Origin of the sequence: Bradyrhizobium sp. CCGUVB1N3, from assembly GCF_024199925.1 — a bacterium.
Taxonomy (GTDB): Bacteria; Pseudomonadota; Alphaproteobacteria; order Rhizobiales; family Xanthobacteraceae; genus Bradyrhizobium.
Window position 1 is genome coordinate 8,012,691 of record NZ_JANADR010000001.1, and the last position, 18,209, is coordinate 8,030,899.

An 18,209-nucleotide genomic window follows, 5' to 3' on the forward strand; every position below is an offset into this window, starting at 1 on the left:
CGGCATGCATGAGCCCGGCCTTCCGCAACGAGATCGACATCACGGTCTGGCGCGCCGGCCGCACCATCGCGGACGTTGCAATCCTGCCGCGCAGCCGACCGCCTTTGACGCGCCTGTTTGCGGGAAAGCCGGTCGCGTCGTTGCTGTCTGTCCTGCCGCGCCTATTTTCGCCGTGCTCGGCAGCCCATCAGGCGGCATTCCTGTCGGCGGTCGAGGCTGCGCACGGCAAGGTATCCTCTGCCGAGACATTGCAGCGCCGCGTCACCGCCGTGAGCGCCGAGCGTCTGACCGAGCTGTTGCGGGGGCTGTTCGTAGGTTGGCGCACGCTGGACGGCCCGAGTGCCGCCGTGGCTCGTGCCGCGATGCTGGCCACGACCGTGCTCAGCGGCGGCGAGGGGCCGTCACGGGGCGGGGCCCTGTCGCAAATCAGGACGTCGCTCAACGCGCTAGGCATCACGGGCGAGGAGCTGGCTCCGGCGCCGGGTAGCGCACTGGCCACGCATCTTGCGAGCCTCAACGGCAACGCGCTGTCGCTTTCGGTGGTCGAGCAGTCATTCTTGTCAGCGGCCGACGATCTTGACGTCGTCATGCGGATGGTGGCAGACGGCCCGGCCTTTTCCGATGCGCCCGATCTTCAGGGCCGCATTCCGGAGACCGGCGTCTGGGCGCGCCGGATTGGGCGTGAGTCGATTATTCCGCGGGACGCCGGCACTGCCGAGCGCCTGAACGCGCGGATCACTGAGATAGCCCGGCTTTGCGCCTGGCTTGAAGGTAGGACGCAAGTGCTGGAAAACGGCATCATCGGGAGCTATCGCCTCGGCGCCGGCAAAGGTGCGGCCGCTGTCGAATGCGCCCGCGGCCGGCTTTACCACGTCATTGCGCTCGATGACGACGATTGCATCGTCCGTTTCGAGTTCCTGGCCCCGACAGAATGGAACTTCCATGCGCGCGGACCGCTGGTCCGCAGGCTGCGAGGCTCTCTGCCGGCCGACGGGCGGCAGGGACAGGACGCGGTGCAAAACCTCGTCAGCTCGTTCGATCCATGCGTCGGCTTCACACTCAGCTTCCGCGAGGTCGGTCATGCATGAAATGGCGCTATGCGAAGGGATCATCGGGATCGTCGAGGAAGAAGCGCGCAAGCACGCGTTCTCCAGGGTGAAGGTGATATTCCTCGAGATCGGAGCGCTCAGTCATGCTGCGCCGGAGGCGATGACGTTCTGCTTCGAGGCGGTCGCCGCGCGGACCATCGCGCGAGGCGCGAGGCTCGAAATCGTCGAGACGCCCGCAATAGCCTGGTGCGTGGCCTGCTCGACGAGCGTCGAGATCAGGCATCGTTATGGACCGTGCCCGTCCTGCGGCAGTCATCGATTGCAGGTGACCGGCGGGGAAGAAATGCGCGTCAAGGAACTGGAGGTCGACTGATGTGTACGGTTTGCGGCTGCGGTGACAGAAAATGGGTCGTCGAGCATGCACATGATTATGATCATGATCATGGTGGACAGCATCATCACCCTCATGGACTCGGCCACGATCGCCATCACCATCATCATGGTGGGACCCATGTTGATGAGCGTGGCGACGTCGGGCTGCTCGATTGCGGTGCGAGTCCGGCTGGCCGCCGGATTGCCGGCGTGAGCCGCGATCGTATCATCCAGGTCGAACGCGACATCCTCGGCAAGAACGAAAGGCTCGCCGGCGACAACCGCGCACGCTTCCGTGCTGACGGTGTGCTCGCGTTCAACCTGGTCTCGAGCCCCGGCGCAGGCAAGACCTCGCTGTTGGTTCGCGCCGTCGTTGAATTGAAAGACAGCTTTCCGATCGGCGTGATCGAGGGCGACCAGCAGACGTCCAACGACGCCGAGCGGATCCGCGCGACCGGCGTGCCGGCCATCCAGGTCAACACCGGCAAGGGCTGCCATCTCGATGCCGCGATGGTGGGCGCGGCCTACGACCGGCTGCCTCGCCTGAACAGCGGCGTTCTTTTTATCGAGAATGTCGGCAATCTCGTCTGTCCTGCGGGATTCGATCTCGGCGAAGCCTGCAAGATCGTGGTGTTCTCGACCGCCGAGGGCGAAGACAAGCCGCTCAAATATCCCGACATGTTCGCTGCCTCGTCCCTGATGCTGATCAACAAGATCGATCTTCTCCCCGTGCTCGGTTTCGATCTCGCCAGGACTGTCGAATTCGCGCGGCGGGTTAACCCCCGGATCGAGGTGCTGACGGTGTCGGCGCGCACTGGTGAAGGATTGGCGGCATTCTATGCCTGGATCCGCAAGCAATCGAAGAAGATGAGGCCGGTCGATATGGCCACCGCGGAATGATCATGCGCGGTGAGGCCACGGCTCAGAATGGACAGCGGCTACGCCTGCATGTGCGCGGCGCCGTGCAGGGCGTCGGCTTCCGACCCTATGTCTACGGCCTCGCCGCGCGTTATCGCCTCGGCGGCTTCGTCGCTAACAATCCGCACGGCGTTGTGATCGAAGTCGAGGGCGAACGCACGTCCGATTTCGTCGCTGCACTGCCGCTTGAAAAGCCGCCGCTCGCGCGGATTGACGAGATCTCTATCCAGAGCATCGCTGCCGTCTTGAGCGACGAATTCTGCATTCGCGCCAGCGAACAGGGCAAGGTGTCGACGCGGATCGTCGCGGACGCCGCGACCTGTCCGCAGTGTCTGAGCGAGCTGTTCGATCCGAGCAGCCGCTTCCACCTTTATCCCTTCATCAATTGCACCCATTGCGGCCCGCGCTATACCATCGTCGAGCAGCTGCCCTATGATCGCTCCGCCACGGCGATGAAGCGCTTCGCCATGTGCGAGGCGTGCGCGAGCGACTATGCCGATCCCACAAGCCGGCGATTCCATGCCGAGGCGATCGCCTGTCCGCAATGTGGCCCGAGGCTCAGCCATAGTGCCGGGGAGATCGCCGCTGCGATCGCTTCGGGCAAGATCGTCGCGATCAAGGGGCTCGGCGGCTATCAGCTCGTCTGCGACGCGCGCGACGATGATGTCGTGCAGCGCCTGCGCCGACGGAAACAGCGGGACCAGAAGCCTTTTGCCGTGATGGTGGGCTCGGTCGGCGCGGTTTCGGAGATCGCCAGGGCCAGCATGGCTGAACTTGCCCTGTTGGAGTCCTCGCCGCGGCCGATCGTGTTGTTGATGTCACGCCAACGACTTGCATCCGCGATCGCACCGGAGCTGTCGCGCATCGGCGTCATGTTGCCCGTCGCTCCGCTACATCACCTCGTGTTCCATGAACTGAGTTCGAACCATCCGCGGACGGACAAAAACTGGGTGATCGTCGCTACCAGCGCCAATCCCGGCGGCGAGCCGCTTTTGATCGACAATCGGGAGGCGGCGCAGCGCCTTGGCGCCATTGCGGATCTTATTGTCACCCATGATCGCGACATCGTGACGCGCGCCGACGATTCGGTCGCGTCGGTCGTGGCAGGGCGGACGCGGTTCATTCGTCGGGCGAGGGGCTATGTTCCCGAGCCGGTCCGGCTTGCGCGGTCGCTGCCGCCCGTGCTCGCCGTCGGCGGAGCCTCGAAATCGACAGTCACGCTCACGCGTGGCAACGAGGCCTTCGTATCCCAGCACATCGGCGATCTCGATACCGCGGAAGGCATCCGCTTCTTCGAGGAAACTGTGCGGCACCTGATCGCGATACTGGATGTCGAGCCGGTCGTCGTTGCGCATGACCTGCATCCCAACATGGCATCGACCCGCTTCGCCGAGGCGAGCAGCCAGCGGCTGATCGCTGTCCAGCATCATCATGCTCATGCTGCCTCGGTCATGGCGGAGCACGGTATCGAGGAATCTACGCTCGCGCTCGTGCTCGATGGCTTCGGCTATGGCAGCGATCGCGGCAATTGGGGCGGCGAAATTCTGCTCGGTGAAGGAGCGCGCTTCCAGCGGATCGGACATCTGGCGCCGCTCAAGATGCCGGGCGGAGAGCGCGCTGCGCGCGAGCCATGGCGAATGGCGGCGAGCGTGCTGCATTCCCTGGGGCGCGGCGAGGCGATCCCGCGCCGGTTCGCGAGCCGGCCGCAGTCCGCGCGCCTCTGCGCGTTGCTCGACCAATCCGACGTGCCCGTGACGACCAGCGCCGGCCGGCTGTTCGATGCGGCGGCAGGATTGCTTGGTCTCTCCTCCGTCCAGAGCTATGAGGGCGAGGCCGCGCTGAAGCTGGAGGCGCGCGTGCGCGGCTCCCGTGTCGTAGATGATGGGTGGGTCATCGAAGACGGCGTGCTGTCAATGCATCCGCTGCTCGATCGCCTTAGCGCCGATGCGCTCGATCCGACCGAAGGAGCCGAACTCTTCCATGGCACCTTTGCCGCCGCTTGCGTTGACTGGATCGCGCGTGCGGCGCAGCAGACAGGCCTCACGCGCGTAACTTTAAGTGGCGGCTGCTTCCTCAATGCCATCCTTGCTGAAGAGATCGAGCGCGGCTGCCTCGCCGTCGGTCTCAGGCCGCTGCTTCCGCGCCAGGTGCCACCCAACGACGGTGGCCTGAGCCTCGGGCAGGCCTGGATCGCGGCCCTGCTAGTCCTCGAACACCAAGGCTCAGAAGGAATCGCCTGATGTGTCTCGCCATACCCGCTGAAGTCATGAAGCTTCTCACTGAGGATATGGCCGTGGTCTCCATCGATGGCGTCAGCAAGGAGATATCCGTAGCGCTGGTCGAGGATATCGCCATCGGCGACTACGTGATCATCCACGTCGGCTACGCTCTGGCCAAGATCGATCCGCAGGAGGCGAGGCGCACGCTCGAGCTCCTGCGCGAGCTCAGCATCGAAGGGCATCGATCCGCGCAATGAAATATGCCGACGAATTTCGCGACAAGGCGATTGCGCTGGGGCTGGCAAAGACGATCCACGCCGCGGCCGAGTCGGAAAGATCCTATCGCTTCATGGAATTCTGCGGCGGCCATACGTACGCGATCTCGCGCTTTGGCCTTGAGGACATCCTGCCGAGCAACGTGCGGATGATCCATGGCCCCGGCTGCCCGGTCTGCGTGCTGCCGGTCGGGCGAATCGATATGGCGATCCTGCTCGCCGAGCGGCCCGATGTCATCCTGTGCGTCTATGGCGACCTGATGCGTGTGCCGGCTTCGCAAGGTGCTTCCCTGCTCAAAGCAAAGGCCGGCGGTGCCGATATCCGCATGGTCTATTCCACCATCGATACGATCCGCATCGCAGAGGAGAACCCCGCCCGCGAGGTCGTGTTCTTCGCCATCGGCTTTGAGACGACGGCGCCGCCGACGGCCGTCATGGTCCGTCTGGCCGAGAAAAAGCAGCTTTCGAATTTCAGCGTGTTCTGCAACCACGTACTGACGCCGCCGGCGATGCAGAACATTCTGGAGAGCCCCGACATCGGCAATACCGGCCATGTCGCGATCGACGGTTTCGTCGGGCCGGGCCATGTCTCGACCATCATCGGCACGGCGCCTTACGAGTTTTTCGCGGAGAAGTTCGGCAAGCCGGTCGTGATCGCCGGTTTCGAGCCACTCGACATGATGCAGGCTATCCTGATGCTGGTCCGGCAAGTCAACGAGCATCGCCACGAAGTGGAAAACCAGTATCGCCGCGCGGTGACCCGCGACGGCAATCCGCGGGCCAAGGAGGAGATTTCCGACATTTTCGAGCTGCGAGATCGGTTCGAATGGCGCGGGCTCGGTGAAATTCCCTACAGCGGGCTGAAGCTGAAGCGCGCTCACGACATACACGACGCGGAGCTGCGCTTCGACATGCGCGAGCTATGCTTTGCGGACAATCGGGGCTGCGAGTGCGGCGCCATCTTGCGCGGGGTAAAGAAGCCCGTGGATTGCAAGCTTTTCGGGACGGTCTGCACGCCGGAAATGCCGGTGGGGTCCTGCATGGTCTCCTCAGAAGGCGCCTGCGCCGCGCATTGGACCTATCGCCGCTTCCGGGTTCAAGAGCAGAGGGGAGCGTCATGAGAGGCCATCAACGCAAGCTCGACATCAGGAATGGCTGCATCGACCTGTCTCACGGCTCCGGCGGCCGTGCGATGGTACAGCTGATTTCGGGGCTGTTCCACGAGGCCTTCGGCAATGAATGGCTGGCGCGCGGCAATGATCAATCGGCCTTCGACGTCTGCGCCGGTCGCATGGTGATGACGACCGATGGCTACGTCGTTTCGCCACTGTTCTTCCCGGGCGGGAATATCGGTTCGTTGGCCGTGCACGGCACGGTCAACGACATCGCAATGGCCGGGGCGAGGCCGCTTTACCTGTCGGCGAGCTTCATCATCGAGGAGGGGTTTCCCTTCTGCGACCTCGAGAGAATCGCCGATTCCATGGGCGAAGCAGCGCGATTGGCCGGCGTCCACATCATCACCGGCGACACCAAGGTGGTCGAACGCGGCAAGGCCGACGGCCTGTTCATCTCGACAGCCGGTGTCGGTGTGGTGCCCGACGGGCTCAATCTCTCCGCGGAGAACGCATGCGTCGGAGACCGCGTTCTGATCTCGGGCACGCTCGGCGATCATGGCATCGCCATCATGTCCAAGCGGCAGAACCTCGCCTTCGAAACCGAGATCGCGTCCGATTCGGCGGCGCTCCACGATCTCGTCCAGAAGATGGTTCAGGCCGGAGGCCACGGCATTCGCCTGATGCGTGACCCCACGCGCGGCGGGCTTGCCGCGACCCTGAACGAGATCGCCCAGCAATCCGACGTCGGCTTCCGCTTGCAGGAAGAGGCAATCCCGGTGAAACCGGGCGTGGCGGCGGCCTGCGAGCTCCTCGGACTCGATCCGCTTCATGTCGCCAATGAAGGCAAGCTGGTTGCGATCGTGTCGCCCGACGTCGCCAATGCCGTGCTCGCTGCCATGCGGACGCATCCGCTCGGCTGTGATGCCGCCGACATCGGCGAGGCGATCGCCGACGCGCGTCATTTCGTGCAGATGATCACCAGTTTTGGCGGCGGCAGCATCGTCGACTGGCTATCGGGCGAGCAACTGCCGCGCATCTGCTGAGGATGAGGCATACAGGATAGGACTATGGCACGTTGACCGGCGGTATGGACACGGTCGCGTGCGGCACGAAAGCATCTTGGTGGCGGCCCTTTACCACCAACATGATTGCAAATGCTACAATGAGAAGCAGGAACTGACGCATTCGACGAAGTTATCCCGGAAGCTGTATCGCAATTGTGAAGCTCATAACATCATGAGCTGAATGGGACCAAATAATATTGGCGCACAAAGGACTCGGTGATTCGTTGAACAGCTCCCAGTTATTCGATCTCTTTGCTCGCGCCGCAAGTCGGCTAGCCATCCTCAGATCGCACCGGAAAACTGCACTTGCGCCCGGAAACAGCAGGATTGTTGCGTCGAATTCGAATAATTTTTGACGTTTCAGGTAGTCGATCGGACACTTCCCCCTTGTGCAATCGAGGGCTGTATGATGCACAGCCATGACCTTGTTTCCGCTAGCCTACTGGCGCTGACCGCGACGGGCCTCGCGCTGCTCTGCTCGAGCCTGCTCGCCTTCGCCCTCATTTGAAGTCAACGTAGCCTTCGCGCCTCGCGGCTTAAGGTTGGCCCGGCAACGATGGCTAACTCTCGAAAGACTAAGAATCAAGAAAGCGCATGTTGGATCCACGGCAGACCGAGCGATCTCTGCCCGCGTGGATTTGCTGCAGTCGCAGGGCCTCTTTCATGGCCTGTGTCACCTGCGCGAACCCACCGGTGCTCTCGTAAGCCGCATGCCGGAATCGGGCGCTCCTGAAGAGATCGACAATAGTCTTTGCCGGTGATTAGATGCGGACAGGGACATTCTCGATCGTGTGGTGTTCGATGCCCTTGTCGAACACCTTGGGTCCAAAGCGGATGATTTCAATTCCGGGATGCTCGATCCTTGGCCGCCATTCGCGCGCCTTCAGGAAGGCTTCCAGGACATCCTCGTCCGACGCGGGTGTCCCGCCCAACGCGGTCTCCCTTGGATACGCATAAATCCCGCCCGAAAGCTTCCTGAGTGTGCAGCTCTCAACCGATTCCCTCAAGGTGCCGGTCGACAGATCCCGACCACGAGCCAAATCCGCCCGTCGACTGGCGTACCCCGGCTTCAAATGCCGTTTAAGTTCCTCGAGTGGCGGGCCGCGCGCTTCAGCAAGACGTTCGGCCTTGGCCCTGATCGGCTCACCGCCCGCGCCACGGACGAGGGTCCGCTCCTCCGAGAGCATGCCCGGCGGCTTCCAACGCAAGTCTTACAGCCGTTGAATCCGGGCCGGACCGGGACAGTGCGCGTTGCCGCCGAGAGTCCAATCGCGATCGCCCCTTAGCAATACCTTGCGGACGTGGGCTAGCGAGGCATTGTAGCGGCAACTTCAGGCGTGGGCCGATCTCTGCAAAGCCAGCCTTGAAGTACAATGCCAAGCTGGAGTTGCGGCTCCACATCGGCTGTTTGGGCGCCGCCAATTCAAGTTGGCCCCAGGCCTTTACCCTCCCCAGGCCTACGGCAGCCTCAATGAGACGCATCGCAACCCCTGACGATCGCTGGTCCGGCACCACGTAGAGTTCGGTGATCGTGGCGTACCTTCCGCGCGCGAAAAGAGCCGCGCTTTCCGACAACATGATGACGCCGACCGGGCGATCCTCGGCGAAAGCTAGGAATCCATAGATACGCTCTTCCATAGCAAGGAGTTCGGCTACAAGCTGGGTATCTGGTCCGGCTTGTACCTGGCCGCCCCCAAGTTCGGCGGCTAGCGCAGCAACCATGTGGGTCACCGTTGGGGCGTCATCGACAGACACTTCGCGCGTCGTTACCATATGTGATCCTCCTCCGAGCTCAAGCAACATGGCATACGATTAAGCGGCAGCATCGCGACCAGCGTGGTCGCCAGCGCGACCGCAAACGACGTCCCACGCGCCACTCGACTGACGAAGGCCAGCGCCGCTAACAGCAGTATCGCGCCTTGAGCGAAGTTCAGGATACCGGAGGCCTTGTAAATCAGCCAAAACTGATGGCGATCAGCAAATGTGTTCCCCCGGAGAGCAGCGCGAGAGCTACTAACCGACATCGTTGTCCAGTGGCGAAATCCTCTCAGACAATCTTCGAATGCGCGAGTCCAAGACAAACTCTTTTTGATAGGGCGAAGATAACCAGACCTTTGTATTTTCCCAGTAGACGCATCGATCCTTGCTCGCAGTGAAAAACACCGGCACGCATCAGGAGACCACGAAATCGTGCAAGTAGCTGATAACCCCACGCGCGCACCTGCTTTTGGCGTCCCGCTGGCTCATGCGTCCGCCGCGCGCGCAACCCGTTTAAGCTTCGTACATTGCTTCTCTCACCTTAGCTGACGAGGCGGCCTGCCTCATTCATCGAAGTTCGCTAGCGGTATTCCAGTTTGAATCCACTCGTTTTAGATCGGTTACCGAACACCGGTGCACGGCGATATTGCTTCTTGAAAGCGCAGCGCTCGTCGAATTTGCTCAACGGTCGCTGGGAGCCGCTCGGCGAGCTCAGGCTCGGCGATCAAATGTCGTAATTGAAGTTCGCGCTGGACGTGCAAACGCAAGATTCTCCTGCCACAATGCCAATCTCCAATTCCAGTTGTAGCTAGTTGTGCAAGTCGATGCGCGCAAGCAATCCGCGGTCCAGGATCGCGATTTCGCGTTGAGTATTGCCGATGAACTCAAGAATGCCTGCCTTGTGCAGCTGAGACACCGCGCGCGATACCGTTTCGAGCGTCAAGCCAAGGTAATCAGCGATATCGCGGCGGGACATCGGCAGCGAGATTATGCCGGCGGCGGTCAGACGCTCGTCCATTTCCAGTAAAAACGCTGCAACCTTCTCAAGTGACGTTTTGCGTCCCAGCAGCAGCATGTGGTTTTCCGCGTGCTGTAGGTTGCTAGTCGTCAGACCAAGTAGGTCGCGCGACACCAGGGTATCTTTCTCGGCCACTAGCTCGAGGCTTTGTCGTTTCATCAGGCGAAGAGTGGTCTCAACAACAGCTTCAGTTGTAAAGCGGTGCGTTCCACCGTTCCCGAGCCCAAAAATATCGCCAACCAAATGAAATGCACCGATCTGACGCCGACCGTCGGAGAGCAGTTTGTAACTCCGCACCGCACCTCGTGTTACGAGATAGACGTAATCGGCGGGTTCCTTTTCACCGTAGATTTCTTTCCCTTTTTTGTACGTGAACTCGCCTAGATTGACGATCGGGTTTGAGCCGCTCGCCAAGCCGAAGTCTTTGAGCGAGTTTGGGCGAGGCGTTTGGTCTGTCGTGATGCGAACAAACATCGGCCGGCTCCTAGATCAAAACCCAACTCGAATAAAAACTGTTGCGAGACAAAGTGCAGTGTCCGGCACGTCTAGCAGCGTTCAGCGACTCTAATGATGACATTAGTTTCCACAAGAATAGCAAGGCCGTCAACCTCGAGTGTTGATCAAGGCCAGATACAATCTGACGATAATGGATCGGTGGCTGATAGCTTGCGGCCTGGCATTGAATCCAAGCTCACGGACCGTCGTGAGATCTGGCAAAGGCTACACCAACGATTTCCGGCGTCCCGAACCTGCTTAAGGGTGAAATGCGTCACCGTTCCGCAATAACTCGCCGTATCTCGACTTGACCGGATTTTCGGGCCTGTGAATACACGCGAAGCCTCGTTGAGGTGCATCAACAAAAGATCTGGTCGGCGATGCTACCGAGTTCGTCTTCAAATATGGAGGCTGAAATGCATTATCGAGTACGATCAATTTTCGCCGTGGCCGTTCTTGGCTTGATACCGATCTCTGCAGAGGCCGCTTCAGAGTGTCCGGTCACCGGCGTCCAGTCGAGTTGGGGTGTGAATTCAAGCGGCTAGTTCAGTGTTTCGGCCGGTGGCACCTGTCTATTGCCGCTCAAAATGGACGGAGTGATTGCCGCTTCGACCATCTCGCAAAAGCCCGCACATGGGACGCTCAAGAAGCTGAATGTATCGACATACACTTACACGGCCAAGGCAGGTTACAAGGGCAGCGATGCGTTTGCCGTCAGCTTTACGGGAAAGGGCCCCTCGGGTTCGGGAAAGTCAGTAATCACAATGAACGCAACAGTTCAGTGACACGCGTGCCGTAGTCGGTTTGGTGATGGACCTGCTGGCCAAGACTAACGTCGGGAGTGACCTTGCTCCCGGCGTCGCTCAAAGGCTGGCGATGAAGCAAGGCACTGCCGTCTGCACATTCGCTGCCGATCAGGATTCGGCGGGCGACGCGCTTCTCACGGCACGTATTGACGAACATCAGGTACTTTTGTCGATTGTCATAAAATCGAAAGTTCTTCGTGGGGTCGACTTCGGTGATCGCTTGAACCTCGGGGCGCGCAAATTCAGTTCGCCCAGCGGACGACACGTTAGCCTCTTTCTTCATGATGGTAGGCGGACGGAAGCCCCGGCGCCGGCAAGACCTCAGTCGGTCTCGAAGACACTGTCGGCGAGGAGTTCGGTCGGATTGCGTTCCGCCACGATCTGTCCCTTCTGGACGACCAGCGCTCGGGCAACCAGCGAGGCTACGAAACTGAGATCCTGATCGGCAATGATCATGGCCGTCTTTTCCAACCGCTGAATTGACGATAGGCATTCGGCGATTTCGTCAGTCACCGAGGGCTGAATGCCCTCTGTCAGTTCATCGAGCAAAAGAATCCGGGGCGAGCGAACCATGGCGCAGGCAAGCGCCAGCAACTGCCGTTCGCCTCCACTCAATGCACCGCTGGGGCGTGCGAGAAGCTTTTCGAGCCTCGGAAAGATATGCAATATTTCGTCAATCGGCTTTGCCTTGCCGGCGCCGGGCATCATGCCCGCGAGCGACAAGTTCTCCTTGACGGTCAGGCCGGGAAAACCCGCGCCGCCTTGCGGCGTGTAACTAAAGCCGAGACGACTGCGTTGATGGGCAGGCAGAGCTTCGATGGCAACACCGTCCAGTACGATCCGGCCACCTTCGACCGGCAACAGCCCCATGACGGTCTTGAGCAAGGTGGTCTTGCCCATACCATTGATGCCGATGATCCCGAGAATCTCATGAGCGCCGAGATCGAAGCTTAAGCTGCGCAGTACCTGTGTGTTGCCGTAGCCGGAGACCAAGCGCTCACCTTTCAGCATGAATGGCCTCTTTCTTGCGGCCGAGATAGATATCTCGGACGATCTCATTTGCCTCGACCTTGTCCATGGTGTCCTCCATCAACACTTTCCCCCTGTGCAAGACAGTGACCCTTTGTGCGAGACGGGCGATGAACTCTAGGTCGTGCTCGACCACGATCACCGTGGCACGGGCGTTGAGACGTTTGATGATGTCGACGGTCTTCAACATCTCATCGCGCGTCATGCCGGCGGTTGGCTCGTCGAGGAGCGCGAGACGGGGATCGCTCGCGAGCAGCATGCCGAGTTCGCACCATTGGCGATGTGCATGCGAAAGGGGCGCGGCCGGCTGTTTTGCGCGACGGTCATCAAAGCCGATCTCCTCCAGTGCCAGCTCGACGACCCTGTCCAGCTCGCGCTTTGGCAGTCCCCTCCGCAGGGCGGCGAGGCGGATATTCTCTCGGACGTCAAGGTTGGCGTAGATGCTGGGAATCTGATTCTTGATGGCGATGCCGAGGCGCGCAATGCGATGGGTGGCGAGGCCTTGCAGATTCTGGCCCTCGAACAGGACGTGGCCGCTGGTCGGCTGGTGTTGATGGGTGAGGCATTTGAAGAGTGTGCTCTTGCCAGCGCCGTTCGGGCCTATGAGGCAGCGGATTTCGCCGGCGGTCACGACGAGGTCGACGCCATCAACTGCGGCAACCCCGCCGAACCGTTTAACAAGGCCCCTCGTTGCGAGAATGGGTGCGCTGCTCATGCCGGTTTCTCCTTTCGCCTCAAGATGCCAGAACGGTTCTGGAACCTAGGTTTCGACAACTTAAGAATCATCGGCAGCAGGCCTTGAGGGGCGAGCAGCACGAACAGGATGATCGTCGCGCCGAAAATCAGCTCCGTATTGAAGATCTGGTTGGCTCCGAGCTGGCTGCTGAGAAGCTGGAAGCCGAAGCTTGCCGCGACGGGGCCGACAAAGGTTCCGAGCCCGCCGGCAATCACCCACAGAACGAATTGCGAGGCTTGCGGAAGATCGAAGACGTTCGGGCTGACGAAACCCATCACCGCCGTGTAAAGCGCTCCACCGAGCCCCGCAATGGCAGCACTCACGGCAAAGCCAACGAGCTTGTAGAAGCGAATGTCGTAGCCAAGGAGCTCGCTCCGCAACTCACTTTCGCGGATCGCCGTCATGATGCGCCCGGCATCGCTCGAACGCAGGAACGAGAGCAGAATGTAAGCGCCTGCAAGCGCCAGCAAACAGATTGAGAACGTCGCTTCCGTGGATAGTAATGCCTGCGGATCACCTGGCATATTGAGCGAGGGTACTGCCGTGATCCCATTGAAGCCGCCGAGCGGCACCTGACCGATGTGAAATGAGGGATCGGCAGTCGACGTCATGAAGGAATAGAAAATCAGCGTCACGCAGAGCGTAATGACGCCGAGATAGACGTCGCCCAGACGGCTGAAGAACAGAAAGTAGCCAAGGATGAGCGAGAATGCGACCGGCAACAGGGTTCCGATCAAAACGGCAAGCGTACTGTCGCCGAGATTGGAGACCGCGATCGCATAGGCGTAGGCACCGAGACCGAAAAAGACCGAATGTCCGAGGTTGAGAATCCCCAGCGTCCCCCAGACAAAGGCGAGACCAAGCGCTGCGATCGTCATGGCCGAAAAGGCGGACAGATTGACGAGGTCAAATGGCTCCAGAACGAACGGCCCAAAAGCCGCGAAGAGCACGAGAGCGACTGGAAGCAAGACATGTTTGAGTTGGCGCAGCATGACGCTATCGGCCTCGGGTCCACGAGCTGGAGACGCCGGTCGGAAACAGGCGCAGGATGATCACGGCCAAAAGAAGCAGCGAGGCCTGACCGACGACCGGCGTTGCGAAATAGGAAAGCAAGGCCTCAACCGGCCCGAGGATCGTTGCGGCTGACAGAAAGCCGGTGATCAAGGCCCCGCCTCCGCTAATCACGGTCACGAAGGCGCGTGCAACATAGGCCGCGCCCATGTGAGGGAGGACGCCGGATATCGGCGCAAGCAATGCGCCGGAAAGGCCACTGATTGCTGCGCCGATGATGAAAGTGGTCGCATACACGCGATCACAATCGATTCCGAGGGTGGTCGCCATCTCCGAGTTTTGCATCGCCGCCCGCGCGATCAATCCGTATTTCGTCCAGTGCAACACCAGAAGAGAACACACGACGAGCAGGGCGGTGATTGCGATCAAGAGCAGTTGGTAAGCACCGATGGAATAGGCTCCGACCGGAATATTGCCTAGCGGCGCGCTCACACCCATCGTTGTGTTGCCGAAGACAGCGGTCACCGCGCCAATCAAGAACAGGCTAAGCCCCCAGGTTGCCAACATCGTCGTGACCAAATGACCGTAGAGCCGGCGAATGATGAGTAGCTCGACTACAGCTCCGATCATGCCGACGACCATTGGGGCGACAACCAGCATGGAGAGCCAAAGATTTACGCCGGCATGATTGGCGATCACGGTGGCGTAACCGCCAAGCATGATGAATTCGCCATGAGCAAAATTGATCACCCGCATCATGCCGAAAATGATAGCGAGCCCCAGGCTGATCAGGGCGAGAAGCGCAATGGAATTGACCACCGCAAAGCACAATATGACGAACTGGTCCATGGTCTATCCTGACCTGCGAAGACGGAGACAGGCGAACGAGGCGGCGCCGCAGAGACGGCGCCGCGAGCGCCGGCCACTTAGATCTGGGGCATCAGAAAGTCGGTCTGGTTCGGATTGGTGAAGACGTTGCACTTGCCGCCATATGTATCAGGCGGAATCTGCTCCCTCTTCTCGATCAGGCTCCAGACGCGGTTCTTGACGGTGATAATGTGAACGTCTTGCGTCGTATTGTGGGTGGGGCCATCAGTGGTCATGACTCCGGCCGGACCTTCCCACCGGATGCCGCTTTCGAGGACGGCGAGAACCGCTTCGCGCTCGAAGCTGCCGGCACGTTTGACGGCTTCCGCCCACAGCATGACGCCGCTGTAGCCGCCAAAAACTTCGCCGTTGATATAGGGATGGTTCTTGCCGGCCAAGGCTTCGACCTTGGCCAGAAACTCCTTATTCTTCGACGTGTCGAGTTCCTGGAAGTAGTTGTAGGCGACGATCACGCCATCGGTTTCCTCCGGAGCGAGGATCTCGTGCTCATTGCCGGCGGCAAAGACGATTGAGATGATCGGAATCTTCTTCAGCATGCCGGCCGCGGCCCATTGGCGATAGAAGGACATAGCCGGACCGCCAACGAGGCAGGAATGCACGATATCTGGTTTTGCGGCCTGGATTTTTGCGATGGCCGCGGTGAAATCCGTAACATCCAGAGGATAGTAGTCATCGGCCAATACCTCGCCACCTTGGCGCTTGGCCATCACGTGGTTCCAGATGCCGAAGTTACGGGGAGCGTTATAATCTGATGCAATATAGTAGAGCTTCTTACCGAGATTCTTGAACGACCATTCGAGCAGCGGAACAACCTGCTGGTTGCCACCAGTGTTGACGCAGAAAGAGTTTTTCTCGCAAAGACCACCTTCGTAAAAGGAGCCATAAATGAAGGGTATCTTGTATTTGCGTAAGACGGGGCGCGTGGCTTCGCGCGCGGCTCCGCTAAGTGCACCTTGCACCATGACGACCCGATCATTCAGCGCCGCCTTCTGCGCATATTGCGGGTACTTGTTGATGTCGGACTGGCCGTCATAAACCTTGAGCTCGACTTTTTTGCCAAGCAGGCCGCCCGCGGCATTGATCTCCTCGACGGCGACCTTCATGCACAAATTCGACGGCACGCCATAAATATCAAGAGGTCCGGACAAATCGTGCAACGAGGCGATAGCGACCGTGTCTGATGCGGCCCAAGCGCGGTCGGCAAATGAGCCGGCGATAGATGCAGCGGAGATCGCCGCGGAAGAAGCGAGAAACGTGCGACGGGACAACTTCATGAGAATGCTCCTTGGAGTCCTGAAAAGAAGCCCAATGGGTGCGAACAACCGCTCCGCCGGGGCCAGACGACGGATGGGCATAGGGGACGGATGCGGGGGCATGAGACCCCGCCGCGAAATCAGAGTTGAGATCGTCGTGCTATTGGAACGACTTGGCGCTCGACGGGGAGGTTCGGCTCGTACCGATATTTTGCGCTTGTATCGAGAAAATCGTGGGTGTGGATGACCACGGCATCGGCGTTCAGGAAAGCGATCGCATAGGCCGGAGGCTCCATACTGCAGGGAATTCCCTGCTCGTGACTAAAATCGAGCCACAATTGATGATTGAGCCCCCGCAAGGTGGAAAATGGAATGTTTTGCCAGCTGCCGGTGATTGGGCGATGCACATGCCCGAAGAATAGATGGCGGATGGAATGCCCGTCGAGAATACGTCCGAACGCCGCACCATCGTCGAGCATGATGTCGTCGGCAGGCCTGAAGTGAACCGACAGCGGCGGGTGATGCATGAAGAGATAAATCGGCCTGCCGTGTGCCTCTTCCAGGCGCGCGCGCAACCACGCCTGGCGCTGCTCACAGTAGAGGCCGGCATGGCTGTCCGATCGTTTGGTATCGAGAAAAAGAAAGCGTCCCGCCGCCGTGTCGAGCACGGATTGAATGAAGCCGAAATCGTCGACGGGAGCTTCGGAAAATACACTACGGAAAATAGTGCGATCGTCATGGTTGCCCATGAGAAGCCGCACCGGCATCGGCAAGACCTCGAGCGCCTCGCGTAGGCGAGCGTAGGCATTCCGCTCGGCATGATGAGCAAGATCGCCCGTGATGACGCAAAGCTCGGCATCTGCATGATGCGCAGCCACGTCGGCCAAGCAGGCTGTCAAGCGCTCGCCTGGATCGTTGTCGAAGAGACGATCACCTGTTGGAACCAGGTGAAGGTCGGTGATCTGGATGATTTTCATGTGGGTGTTTGCCAGCGGCTTTGCGCTTTCACGAGGCAATGGCTTGCTTGGAGCGCGTTGAGTTCGCGTTCCAGAGCCGGCGGGATGCAATCTCGGCGCCTTGCACAAGCGACTCGAGTTTGCGCCAGGCAATCTCCGGGTCGACAGTGTGAAAGGTCGCAAAGCTCGCGAAGCCGCAGTCCGTTCCAGCGATCACGCGCTCGCGGCCGACCAGATTGGCGTATTGCTCGATGCGCTGCGCGACAACTTCGGGATGCTCAATGTAGTTCGTGCAGGTATCGATAACGCCTGGCACGATAATCTTGTCATCAGGAAGTCGCGTTTCCTTGAACAAGCTCCATTCATGCGCGTGGCGCGGATTCGCTGCCTCCAGCAGAAGCGCCATTGGCCGCGCTTTGATGATGATATCGAAGATCTCGTGGAGATCGATGTCGTGGTGATGCGGCGACTCATAATTGCCCCAGCATAGATGTAGGCGCATCCGATCGGCGGGAATGTCGCGCAGAGCGTGATTGAGCACTTCGACGTGAAGAGCGATCTCCTTGCGGAACTCCGACACATCCATTGGTTTGGCCCGAAAATGGCGGCCGAGCGCCAGATCCGGACAATCAATCTGCAGGAGCAAGCCTGATGCAGCGATGGCATCGTATTCATGCTTCATCGCATCGCCCAGCGCATAGAGGTAGGCTTCCTGCGATGGATAATATTTGTTCGGCATGTAGTGGGCCATGATCCCGGGAGACGAGGCGTTCATGAACGCTTCCTCGATAGAGACCGTGTTGAGTGCCGCCTTGAGATTGGCGATATCCGTCGCCACCGCCGCCTCTCCCTGGTACTCGAGAGGCCCCACGCAGGCGGGAGTCTTGATATCGAGATTGACCCGCTTTGCGAAATTCGAGAATTCGGCCAGTTCGGACAAGGCAAGCGGCTGATCAACGCCCGTCAAACTTGTCATACGCTCGCGCGCATAGGTCGAATAGGCGTATTTGCTCATTTCGCCATCGTCGACAACCGTTAGGTCAATACTCGCCTGTTTTTTTACGATGTCGACGACCGCTGAACTGATGCTGGCCGCCAGCAACGGACCGCGGTCGGCGTCCAGTCCGCCCTTTTCTTTTGCTAGCAGCATCTCCTCCAATAGGGGCGGCCGCGGCAAGCTGCCGACATGTGTCGTGAGGATTCGATCGGCGCTTATTTTCATTCATCTCTCCTGTAAATTTTGGCGA

At 59.9% G+C, this 18,209-nt stretch carries 18 protein-coding genes and 1 pseudogene; 7 read left to right on the forward strand and 12 right to left on the reverse strand.

The window, feature by feature from the left end; genetic code table 11:
• Positions 1-8: 8 nt before the first annotated feature.
• From NLM33_RS37980 to hypE, 7 genes are read left to right on the forward strand one after another with little or no spacing between them, the layout of a single operon-like run.
• Positions 9-1,088 (forward strand): hypothetical protein, encoded by a 1,080-nt coding sequence (locus NLM33_RS37980; protein WP_254103523.1) that lies wholly within the window; start codon positions 9-11, stop codon positions 1,086-1,088.
• Positions 1,081-1,422: a hydrogenase maturation nickel metallochaperone HypA gene (gene hypA, locus NLM33_RS37985; RefSeq protein ID WP_254103524.1), complete on the forward strand. Its 342-nt coding sequence runs from the start codon at positions 1,081-1,083 to the stop codon at positions 1,420-1,422. The genes NLM33_RS37980 and hypA overlap by 8 nt, the downstream gene beginning before the upstream one ends.
• Positions 1,422-2,321: a hydrogenase nickel incorporation protein HypB gene (hypB, locus tag NLM33_RS37990; RefSeq protein ID WP_254103525.1), complete on the forward strand. Its 900-nt coding sequence runs from the start codon at positions 1,422-1,424 to the stop codon at positions 2,319-2,321. The genes hypA and hypB overlap by 1 nt, the downstream gene beginning before the upstream one ends.
• On the forward strand, positions 2,318-4,579 hold the full coding sequence (gene hypF, locus NLM33_RS37995; RefSeq protein ID WP_254103526.1) for a carbamoyltransferase HypF: 2,262 nt from the start codon (positions 2,318-2,320) through the stop codon (positions 4,577-4,579). Before hypB ends, hypF begins: the two co-directional genes overlap by 4 nt.
• On the forward strand, positions 4,579-4,815 hold the full coding sequence (locus NLM33_RS38000; RefSeq protein WP_254103527.1) for a HypC/HybG/HupF family hydrogenase formation chaperone: 237 nt from the start codon (positions 4,579-4,581) through the stop codon (positions 4,813-4,815). Before hypF ends, NLM33_RS38000 begins: the two co-directional genes overlap by 1 nt.
• Positions 4,812-5,954, forward strand: coding sequence for a hydrogenase formation protein HypD (gene hypD, locus NLM33_RS38005; RefSeq protein ID WP_254103528.1), 1,143 nt, complete (start codon positions 4,812-4,814; stop codon positions 5,952-5,954). Before NLM33_RS38000 ends, hypD begins: the two co-directional genes overlap by 4 nt.
• Positions 5,951-6,991, forward strand: coding sequence for a hydrogenase expression/formation protein HypE (gene hypE / locus NLM33_RS38010; protein WP_254103529.1), 1,041 nt, complete (start codon positions 5,951-5,953; stop codon positions 6,989-6,991). Before hypD ends, hypE begins: the two co-directional genes overlap by 4 nt.
• Before the next feature lie 782 nt (positions 6,992-7,773).
• Here the strand turns inward: hypE and NLM33_RS38015 are convergent.
• The 12 genes and pseudogenes from NLM33_RS38015 to NLM33_RS38070 all read right to left on the reverse strand — a co-directional run bounded on the left by NLM33_RS38015 (position 7,774) and on the right by NLM33_RS38070 (position 18,184).
• Positions 7,774-8,199: a hypothetical protein gene (locus tag NLM33_RS38015; protein WP_254103530.1), complete on the reverse strand. Its 426-nt coding sequence runs from the start codon at positions 8,197-8,199 to the stop codon at positions 7,774-7,776.
• Positions 8,156-8,815 carry a GNAT family N-acetyltransferase gene (locus NLM33_RS38020; RefSeq protein ID WP_371930040.1) on the reverse strand — a complete coding sequence of 220 codons (660 nt, stop codon included), beginning with the start codon at positions 8,813-8,815 and terminating at the stop codon, positions 8,156-8,158. The genes NLM33_RS38015 and NLM33_RS38020 overlap by 44 nt, the downstream gene beginning before the upstream one ends.
• Positions 8,816-8,832: 17 nt before the next feature.
• Positions 8,833-9,014, reverse strand: a pseudogene (locus NLM33_RS38025) (branched-chain amino acid ABC transporter permease); the annotation flags it as partial.
• A 564-nt stretch (positions 9,015-9,578) separates the two neighbouring features.
• A complete protein-coding gene (locus NLM33_RS38030) occupies positions 9,579-10,262 on the reverse strand; it encodes a helix-turn-helix domain-containing protein (RefSeq protein ID WP_254103531.1) in 684 nt (227 codons plus the stop codon).
• A gap of 780 nt (positions 10,263-11,042) precedes the next feature.
• A complete protein-coding gene (locus tag NLM33_RS38035) occupies positions 11,043-11,372 on the reverse strand; it encodes a hypothetical protein (protein ID WP_254103532.1) in 330 nt (109 codons plus the stop codon).
• A gap of 38 nt (positions 11,373-11,410) precedes the next feature.
• Complete coding sequence (locus NLM33_RS38040) at positions 11,411-12,100, reverse strand: ABC transporter ATP-binding protein (protein ID WP_254103533.1); 690 nt, start codon at positions 12,098-12,100, stop codon at positions 11,411-11,413.
• Positions 12,087-12,833, reverse strand: a complete 747-nt coding sequence (locus NLM33_RS38045) for an ATP-binding cassette domain-containing protein (protein WP_256570583.1) — start codon at positions 12,831-12,833, stop codon at positions 12,087-12,089. The genes NLM33_RS38040 and NLM33_RS38045 overlap by 14 nt, the downstream gene beginning before the upstream one ends.
• Entirely contained in the window at positions 12,830-13,846 is a 1,017-nt protein-coding gene (locus NLM33_RS38050; protein WP_254103535.1) for a branched-chain amino acid ABC transporter permease, read from the reverse strand. Before NLM33_RS38050 ends, NLM33_RS38045 begins: the two co-directional genes overlap by 4 nt.
• Positions 13,847-13,850: 4 nt before the next feature.
• Entirely contained in the window at positions 13,851-14,714 is an 864-nt protein-coding gene (locus tag NLM33_RS38055) for a branched-chain amino acid ABC transporter permease (protein ID WP_254103536.1), read from the reverse strand.
• A gap of 77 nt (positions 14,715-14,791) precedes the next feature.
• The gene (locus tag NLM33_RS38060; protein WP_254103537.1) at positions 14,792-16,027 is read right to left on the reverse strand and encodes an ABC transporter substrate-binding protein; all 1,236 of its coding nucleotides are present in this window, start codon (positions 16,025-16,027) and stop codon (positions 14,792-14,794) included.
• Between the two features lie 119 nt (positions 16,028-16,146).
• Positions 16,147-16,983: a phosphodiesterase gene (locus NLM33_RS38065; protein WP_254103538.1), complete on the reverse strand. Its 837-nt coding sequence runs from the start codon at positions 16,981-16,983 to the stop codon at positions 16,147-16,149.
• A gap of 28 nt (positions 16,984-17,011) precedes the next feature.
• Positions 17,012-18,184, reverse strand: coding sequence for a cobalamin-independent methionine synthase II family protein (locus NLM33_RS38070; RefSeq protein WP_254103539.1), 1,173 nt, complete (start codon positions 18,182-18,184; stop codon positions 17,012-17,014).
• Positions 18,185-18,209 lie beyond the last annotated feature (25 nt).